This window comes from Mesobacterium hydrothermale, from assembly GCF_035818635.1.
GTDB classification, from domain to species: Bacteria; Pseudomonadota; Alphaproteobacteria; order Rhodobacterales; family Rhodobacteraceae; genus Mesobacterium_A; species Mesobacterium_A hydrothermale.
The window spans coordinates 42,053-50,364 of record NZ_JAYLLH010000029.1; the positions used below are offsets into that span (position 1 = coordinate 42,053).

At 64.4% G+C, this 8,312-nt stretch carries 6 protein-coding genes; 2 read left to right on the forward strand and 4 right to left on the reverse strand.

Translation table 11 applies throughout. From position 1 onward, the window contains the following. On the reverse strand, positions 1 to 1,182 hold the full coding sequence (gene repA, locus VK792_RS16095; RefSeq protein ID WP_326298888.1) for a plasmid partitioning protein RepA: 1,182 nt from the start codon (positions 1,180 to 1,182) through the stop codon (positions 1 to 3). Positions 1,183 to 1,521: 339 nt separating this feature from the next. On the opposite strand from repA, the gene VK792_RS16100 reads away from it, so the two are divergent. After that, positions 1,522 to 1,764 (forward strand): type II toxin-antitoxin system Phd/YefM family antitoxin, encoded by a 243-nt coding sequence (locus VK792_RS16100; protein WP_326298889.1) that lies wholly within the window; start codon positions 1,522 to 1,524, stop codon positions 1,762 to 1,764. Further along, complete coding sequence (locus VK792_RS16105) at positions 1,761 to 2,165, forward strand: type II toxin-antitoxin system VapC family toxin (RefSeq protein ID WP_326298890.1); 405 nt, start codon at positions 1,761 to 1,763, stop codon at positions 2,163 to 2,165. The genes VK792_RS16100 and VK792_RS16105 overlap by 4 nt, the downstream gene beginning before the upstream one ends. A gap of 55 nt (positions 2,166 to 2,220) precedes the next feature. Here VK792_RS16105 and VK792_RS16110 read toward each other — a convergent pair whose 3' ends face one another. Genes VK792_RS16110 through VK792_RS16120 form a run of 3 tightly spaced genes read right to left on the reverse strand, consistent with a single transcriptional unit; the run spans position 2,221 to position 8,243 of the window. Then, the gene (locus VK792_RS16110) at positions 2,221 to 4,200 is read right to left on the reverse strand and encodes a preprotein translocase subunit SecA (protein WP_326298891.1); all 1,980 of its coding nucleotides are present in this window, start codon (positions 4,198 to 4,200) and stop codon (positions 2,221 to 2,223) included. Further along, positions 4,193 to 6,343, reverse strand: coding sequence for a PqqD family peptide modification chaperone (locus VK792_RS16115; RefSeq protein ID WP_326298892.1), 2,151 nt, complete (start codon positions 6,341 to 6,343; stop codon positions 4,193 to 4,195). Before VK792_RS16115 ends, VK792_RS16110 begins: the two co-directional genes overlap by 8 nt. A gap of 1 nt (position 6,344) precedes the next feature. Further along, positions 6,345 to 8,243: a GAF domain-containing protein gene (locus VK792_RS16120; protein ID WP_326298893.1), complete on the reverse strand. Its 1,899-nt coding sequence runs from the start codon at positions 8,241 to 8,243 to the stop codon at positions 6,345 to 6,347. Positions 8,244 to 8,312 lie beyond the last annotated feature (69 nt).

Here is an 8,312-nt window from a genome sequence, read left to right on the forward strand (position 1 = left end):
TCAGCGCCCCCATGCCTGTTGCAAAAGCGTCTCTATTTCGTCGTTAACCGCGTTAAGAGAGTCTATGGCGCGGTCATAAGTATTGCGGTGGAACGCGCTGCGCTCAACCTCGTAAACCGTTTGCTGGGTCAACCCGGCGTCGGAAATGGCGGTGGATTTCAGCATCGGCGACACCATCACCTCGTCCCCGAACAATTGCCGCAGGAAGGCGACGACCTGCTGTTGTGGCCCGTCTGACGGCTCATAGCGGTTGATCAGGAAGCGCAGGAAATCGAACTCCATCCGCGCGCCGGCATCGGACACCACATCCAGCAGATCCGCGCTCATTTGCAGGAACTGGCTCATCGAGGCGACATCGAGCATGTTGGGCACCACGGTAATCAGCACCCCGGTCGAGGCACACAGTGCCGACATGGTCAGATAGCCGAGCTGCGGCGGGCAGTCGAAGATGATCACGTCATAATCCGCCTCGACCTCTTGCAGGGCGGTGGCCATGCGGGCGAAGAACGGCGGCTGGATGTTGTTGCGCAGGGCTGTGGGGGTTTCGTGTTCGAATTCCTGAAGGATCAGCCCGCCCGGCGCCAGATCGAGCCCATGAAAATAGGTTTTCTGGATGATCTGCGAAAAGGGCATGGGGTCTTCGTAGCGGATCGCGTCATAGATCGAGCCGGAGTGCAGGAAATCGTATTCCGGCTGGTATCCGAACAGGGTGGTCAGCGAGGCCTGCGGGTCGATGTCCACCGCCAGCACGCGATACCCCTTGAGCGCCAGCATCTGCGCGGTGTGAATGGACGAGGTCGTCTTGCCAGAGCCGCCCTTGAAGTTCAGGAACGACAGAACCTGCACCTTGTCGCCGGGGCGGCGGCCCTTGAGGTAGGCGCCAGGCGTCTTGGCGGTTTCTTCCAGCGCGGTGCGGATGATTTGCAGATCTGCCCCGGAATAGTGTCTGCGCCCGCCGGGGGTGGTGTGGACCTCTGGCAGGCGGTCTTCGAAATGCAGTTTGCGCAGGAAGCTGGGGGAAATGCCCAGAAGCTCGGCCGCCTCGCCCGCGGAAAACAGCCGCATCTCTTTGCGCGCGTCGGGCGCAAAGCTTTTCAGCATGTGATTTTCAAGCGCCGCGGCAAGGTTTTGCGCGTTCTCGCGGATACGGGTATTGATATGAATCGGGTCTGCCCCTGTCATCTTCTGTGCCGCCTCGATAGTAACGCTGTTTTCCGTCAGCGCATTATTTTCCGTTTCTTTACGAAAGCAGAAGGGGTCTTGGCAACAGTTTCGTGATTTTCCTGTGTTTTTCTGCACCTACCAGATTTTGGGGCACTTCAGGCGATGCCTACAAAATGACGAATAAGTCCTTGGAAAAAAATGATATTGTGGAAAATCAGCGTTTTGGGCCGTATTAGGCTCTGATTTCGCGCGTTTCGGCAGAGTTATCCACAGTCTGCGAATCGATGGGGCAGGGGGCCCGGTTGATTCTGCGAGCCTTTGATGCTATCTAGCCAGATAGCTGGACAGGATAAAGCAATGCTGACGCTTCAGGATGCCAAGAACAAATTCAGCGCCGTGGTCGAGGCGGCGCTGGCCGGACGCCCGCAAGAGGTGTCGCGCCGGGGCAAGCCGGCGGTGGTGATCCTGTCGGTCGAGGAATATCACCGGCTGTTGTCGACCGCCCGCAGCCAGCGCGAAAGCTTTGCCGATCACCTGATGGCGTTTCCGGGGGAAGACCTGCCGCGCTCCGAAGTTGCGCCGCGGGATGTGGTGCTTTGATCCATATCCTCGACACCAATGTGATTTCCGCCGTGCGTCGCGCGGACCGCGCGCCGCAGGTGGCGGCCTGGCTGGCGGACCGGGCAGAGGATACGCTGTTTCTGAGCGTGATCACATTGGGAGAGATCGAGCGGGGAATTCGCCTGCAAGACCCCCGCAACCCCGACTTTGCCCGCGACCTGAGACGCTGGCTGGACCGGACGGTGACGGTATTCGGCGATCGGGTGTTGCCCTTCACGGCGACCGACGCGCGGATCTGGGGGGATTTGTCGGCCCGGCTGGGTCACAACGGCGCCGACCTGATGATCGCGGCGCAAGCGCTGGCACGGGACGCGGTGGTGGTCACCGGGAACGTGGCCGATTTCCTGCCGACGGGCGCGCGCGTGGTGGACCCGTTCTGACGGGCCGACAGTTCCCATAATGTGAATTATGTTAAGACGGAGACGAAAACAGTTTCTATTCAACGGGTCCGGTGAAGGCCAGCGCGCGTTCCAGTTGCTTGTCCAGACGGGTTTGTTCGCGTCGCGTGGTGGCGTGTTCGGATTCTGCGCGCATCTGCGCGACCCAGGGCAAGAGCCTTCGAACCGGGCGGATCGGCAGCACCTTGGCCAGCCGCAGGAAACGCGGGGCGAAGCGGCGGAACAGTTCGTCCTCAAGGCTGACGATGGCCTCTGTGCTGCCCGGTGCGCCTTGTCGCCCGGTGCGACCGTAAAGCTGTCGGTCGATGCGGGCGCTTTCGTGAAATTCGGTCAGGATGACGTGCAGCCCGCCAGCCCTGGCCACACCGTCACCCAACCGGATATCGGTGCCCCGCCCGGCGATGTTGGTGGCAACTGTGATGGCGCCGGGTTGGCCCGCCAGCGCGATGATGTCGGCCTCTGCCTTGTCCTGCGTGGCATTCAGAACCTCGTGCGGCAGGCCCAGCCTGGCGATGGCGCGGGCGCAGGCCTCTGACGCTTCGACCGAGCGGGTGCCGACCAGGACCGGGCGGCCAGCGTCATGCATCTGCTGAACGCGGCGGGCGACATGGGCCCATTTCCGCGCCTCGTCGCGCAGGAACCGGGTGCCGAGGTGACGCGCTTTTTTCGGACGATGGCGCGGGATCCGGGTGGTGAAGAATCCGAAGGTGTCGCGAAATTCGCCGGCAAGTTCCATGCCTGTCCCGGTCATGCCGGCCAGTTGCAGGTAGCGGCGGAAAAACCGTTGATAGGTGATCCGGGCCAGCGTTTCCTTGCGGCCCGTCACCTCTTGGCGCTCCTTCGCCTCGATCATCTGATGCAGCCCGCCTTGCCAACTGCGGTCGGGCATCACGCGGCCGGTGAATTCGTCGACGATCTGCACCGCGCCGTCCAGAATGATGTAGTCGCGCCCAAGTTCAAACAGGTGGATCGCCGACAGGGCCTGCCGGGCCAGTTCTTCGCGCGCGCGGCGGATGCGCCAGATCCCCGGCAGCCCCTCGGCCAGCCCTTCCAGCGCGTGTTTGCCGGGATCCTCGAGCGTGATGTGGCGGTTCATCAGGTCAACGGTGTAATCGGTGCCCTGTCGCAAGGCTTCGGCAATCGTCAGGGCGGTGGCATAGGTATTGCCGGCCTCGGGGTCGTCGGCAGTTGACGACAAGATCAGCGGTGTCCGCGCCTCGTCCACCAGTACGCTGTCGGCCTCGTCGACGATGGCAAAGGCCAAGCCGCGCAGCATCAGCGGTTGCGCCGCGTGGCCTGACACCAGTTCCAGCGTCTTGCGCCGTGCCCTGCCCCGCCTGCGGGCCAGCGCGATGCGATCGCGCAGATAGTCGAAGGTCAGGTTGTTGTTGGACACATAGGTGATGTCGCAGGCATAGGCATCGCGCCGCGCGGGGGGATCCATGTCGCTGTCGATGACACCCACGGTCAGCCCGAAGAAATCGTAGAGCGGCGCGGTTTCCTCTGCGTCGCGACTGGCGAGGTAGTCGTTCACCGTAACCACGTGCACCGGTTTGCCCGACAGCGCGGCGACAATGGCGGCGGGGGTGGCTGTCAGGGTCTTGCCTTCGCCGGTGGCCATTTCGATCATCCGGCCTTCGAACAGGCCGATGGCACCCATGATCTGCACCTTGTAGTGCCGCTTGCCCAGCACGCGGGCCGACGCTTCTCGGACGATGGCAAAGGCACGGTCCACCGCTTCGGTATCGGTGCCGCGCAACAGCGCCGGGCGCAGACGCTGCGCTTCGGCGCGGAGTGCGGCGTCGGACATTTCTTCGACCATGATGCCGTGCCAAAGCACCCTGCGGGCCCGTCGTTCCAGCCGTATCCGGGTCAGCGGCAGGTGGGCGACCAGTGCGCCAAGGCGACGTTCGAGCCAGAGATCAACGGCATTGCCGCTGGGGTCGGCCATTTCCGGATAAGGCCCGGTGCCAAGCGGCAGGCGGCCAAGGCCGTAGGGACCGGACAGCTCAGGCATTGAACTGCTTCAGGAACAGCTGCCGGACGCGCCGCCAGATCTGGAAAGCCGCCGGTTCGGTGCCGTGGTCAAACCGGACATAGACGCGGGTGCCGAACGGTGTGTCAGTCATGCCGTCGGGCAGGGCGAGGTCGAACAGGAACGCCTGTTCCAGCAGGGTCAACCCCTCGGCATCGGTCGGGTCAACCAGGAAGCGCCCGCCGCCCCCGGACCCCAGCGCGGCGGCTGGCAGCTTGGCGGTGGCCTGCGGCACGGCACGGATCACGCGGGCCGGCACAGCCGTGTCCAGATGGCCCGCCAGTTTCAGTTCCACCCCTTGCAGCCGGCTGCGCACCAGGGCGATGTCTTGTTGCGGCACCAGCGCGCGCACCTGTCGCGGCCCGTCGGGCAGAACATAGCCCAGCAACTCGCCTTCCGGGATATAGCGCTGTTCCAGATCATGCCCGGGCAGCGCGGGCTGGAACGTACCCTCTGTGCCCGCGCGCACTGCCAGGTCCGCAATGCGTTCGCGTTCGCGGGCCAGTTCCGCCTCGGCCTCTTGCAGTTCCAGCCGGGCGATTTCGGTGCGGCGGCGATCCTGGACCTCGGTCGCGGACAAGCGGCGGCGGAATTCTTCGACCCGCCATTCCAGCACGCTGATGCGGGCGCGCACGGTGGGTTCCTCCATCGTGGCGATCACGGCGCCGGCGGTCACGCGGTCGCCCTGTTCATGCTCCAGCCGGGTCAGGAACCCCGAGGTCTGGGTGCGCAGGTACGCTTCGTCCGGCAGCCAGATCACCCCTTCGGTATCGGTACGCAGAGGCAGCGGGATCAACAGCGCCAGCGCCAGTACGACACCGAGACCGCCGAAGGTCCAGGCATAGGCGCGGCGGCGGACCTTTCGCAGCGCGGGTGAGGTGACGACATGGCGGACCGCCTTGAACGCCGGTTTCACGACAGAATTGAACACCGACCAGATCGCCAGCAACACGCCGATCACGAAGAACTTCTGTGCGATATACAGCGCAATGCCGACCATGACGATCAGACGATAGACATAGGCGGCAGGGGCGTAGAACAGGAACCAGATCTTTTCGCCGGTGGTGGCGATTTCCTCTTTCAGCTGCTTGGCCTTGAACAGCCGTTTCTGGATCAGATGGCCCCAGTATTTCGTCGATCGGTTGGCAAGGTTGGGGATCTCGATCAGGTCCGACAGGACGTAATAGCCATCATATTTCAGCAGCGGATTGCCGTTCACAAGGATCGTGGACAGCCCGCCGATCAGAACGATGTTATGCGCCACGGCGCGCACGAACCCGGGTTCGGCGCTGGCCCAGACCATGACGGCAATCGCGGCGACAAAGGTTTCAACAAAGATGCCCCCGGCGGACACGGCGGCGCGCTGCCATTTGCTGCGAAACGATGCGGCGGCGCTGGCATCGACGTAAGGTACGGGAAAGAAGACAAGGAACATGATCCCGATCTCGCGCACCTCTGCGCCCCGCGCGCGCACAAGATAGCCGTGCGCCAGTTCATGCACGGTTTTCAGCAGCGGATAGGCGATTGCGGCGATCATCAGGTTCTGCGCGGCCAGCAATTGCCCCGCCATGTCGCGCCAGAGTTCCTGCCAATGGACAAACGCCGTGGCCAGCCCGGCCGCGACGACGACCAGCCACAGCAGCAGCCCGAACCAGCCGGTCAGCGGGCGGACGATGGGCAGGGTGCGTTGCAGGAACTTGTCGGGGTCGAACAGCGGCAGGCGAAAGCTGAGCGGGTTGAGGACGTTCTGTTTCACAACCTGCTTGGCCTGCCGGTCATAGCGTTCCAGAAGGTCGGCCACGTCGGGCGATCCGGCGTATTGGATCAGGTCGTTCTGGTGCAGTTGCGACAGCAGGCGGATGACCTCGTCCTGCCCCGGGGCGTCTTCGTCATGGGCTTCTGCAATGCTGCGCCAGACGTCATCGACGGTGCGGCCCCCATCCATCTGCCCGATCAGCATGTAGGCCCCCGGCGTGAACCGGTGCACCCGGCCCGAGGCGTGGTCATGCAGCACGTACCAGGGCCGTCCGCGGTAGCGATGCCGGTGCACCTTGACGTGCGACCTTAGCCGGGGCTGGAGGTCGGCGACGCGGTACCAGATCGTGGAAAGATAGCTTTCGGCCATGTCACGGTTGCCATGTCCAAAGCGTTTTGCGCGCCCAGTCGATCAGGCGTCGGGACCAGACCCAGGACAACAGCTCTTGCCCCGCGTCGATCTTGGCCACGCCTTCCATGCCGGGGCGCAGGTCGGCCGGGGTTTCCCGCAACAGCCCCTCGACACGGAAGGTGTTGGCGCCCTCGCGGGCCTCGGCAATCGGGGTGATGCGGGTGGTGTCGAAAACCAGCCCCTCGGTCGGTTGACCGGCCAGCGCCAGCCGCCCGGACTGGCCGGTTTCGACGAACGACAGGTCGCGTTCATCGACGAAGATATCGACGCGGTAGCGGTCGGGCGGAGCGACCTCGAACAGGACCTCGCCCAGTTGTACCGGTGCGCCGAGTTTCTGGCTCAGGTCGCCCGACACGATCACCCCGTCGATGGGCGCCAGCAGCCGTGTGCGCGACAGTTCCGCCGTGGCCAGCGCCAGCTGTGCCCGCGCCTGCGCAATTTGCGCATCCAGAAGCGCGACCTGAGCACGGTCATATTCCGCCTGCGCTTCGCGCGATTGAGAAATCAGCCGGTCGATTTCCGACCGCCAGCGCAGTTCTTCCAGCCGCAGGTCGGAATCGTCGAGCCGGACCAGAACATCGCCCTTGGCCACGGCGTCCCCTGCGCGCCAGGGCGCTTCGGCGATGAAACCAGGGAAGGGGGCGACGACGGCGCGCATTTCCTGGCCGCGCAGCACGGCATCCGCCTGTACCCGGAACGGGCCGGTCACCGTGGCGGCTGCCACACCCAGCGCGATCAGGGCGACAGCCAAGAGTTTCCAGCTCAGGTGGCGCGGTCCCAGCAACACGCCCAGCACATGCAGCAAGCCGTCCACCAGCCGCCCGCCGAACCAGCGGCGGTTGCGCTGCTTCATTTCCAGCACCGGGCCGATCAACGCGGCGATGCTTTCGGCCATCAACAGCGCGTCTTCGTCGAACGGTTTGTCGGGGTCGCGGCGTTCGCAGGTCATCGCGCCGATGGGGCCGTCTTCGTCCGACAGGGGCACTGTCAGGATATGCGACGTACGGCTGGTGCGAACATGTTCGGCATGGGCCACCGCCACGGCGCGGGCAATCGACGCGATCGGTGGGTAAGACACCGCGCCGTGCTGGTCGAACGCTTCTTCCATCGCGGTTTCGATGCCTTCAGTTACGGCGGACCGTTTCTTGAACCAAGCCGAATAAGACATGGCCAGCAGCTTGATCCGTGGCGCGCTTTTGCGTTTTCGGACCAGCCCGATGGAAATCTGTTCGCAGCCCAGAACGGTCTGCGCCTCGTTCACGATGGCCATGGCGGCGGCAGCAGGTGTGCGGTGTTCGGAAGCAACGGCAAGGATATCCAACGCGACCGTTGCGCGCTCCAGTTGACCATGGGTGTCCTCGGCCGCGTCGCGCCACAACTGCGCGGCCAGCCAGCCTGCGGCCCAGTGCATGTCGCGCAGCGCGGCCTGAACATCGGTGTCTTCGCACCCCCGCAGTTCCAGCACCGCGACATAGCCCACCGGCCCATCGCCCCGGCGCACCGGAAAGGCCGCGTGGCTGACAGCGCCGTCGCCGCTGCGGCGCGATGCCGGACGGCCAGAAGCCAGAACCTTTCCGACGATTTCGCCCAGGGGCGTCAGGTCGCGGCGTGGATCGGGGACGATGGCAACAGGGACAAAGGCGGCAACCGTCGGATCGGGGTGCATCAGAACCCCCAGCGTGGCCGCCGGTACGCGGTTCACCAGCAACGCCAGCCAGGCGGTCAGCAGCGCCGTTTCGCCCCGCGCATTGACAAAGGATGACCACAGGCTTTTGTCCAGCCCGATGGGTGCGGCGCTGTCTCCCGTCGTGGTCGGGGTCCCGGTGCCGCTGTCGCTCAGGCTTTTGCCAATGGCCATTCAGGGGCTCCGCGCGGATCAGTCGCCGAGCGGGCCGTACCGTTTTTCGTGCTCGTCGATCAGCCGGAC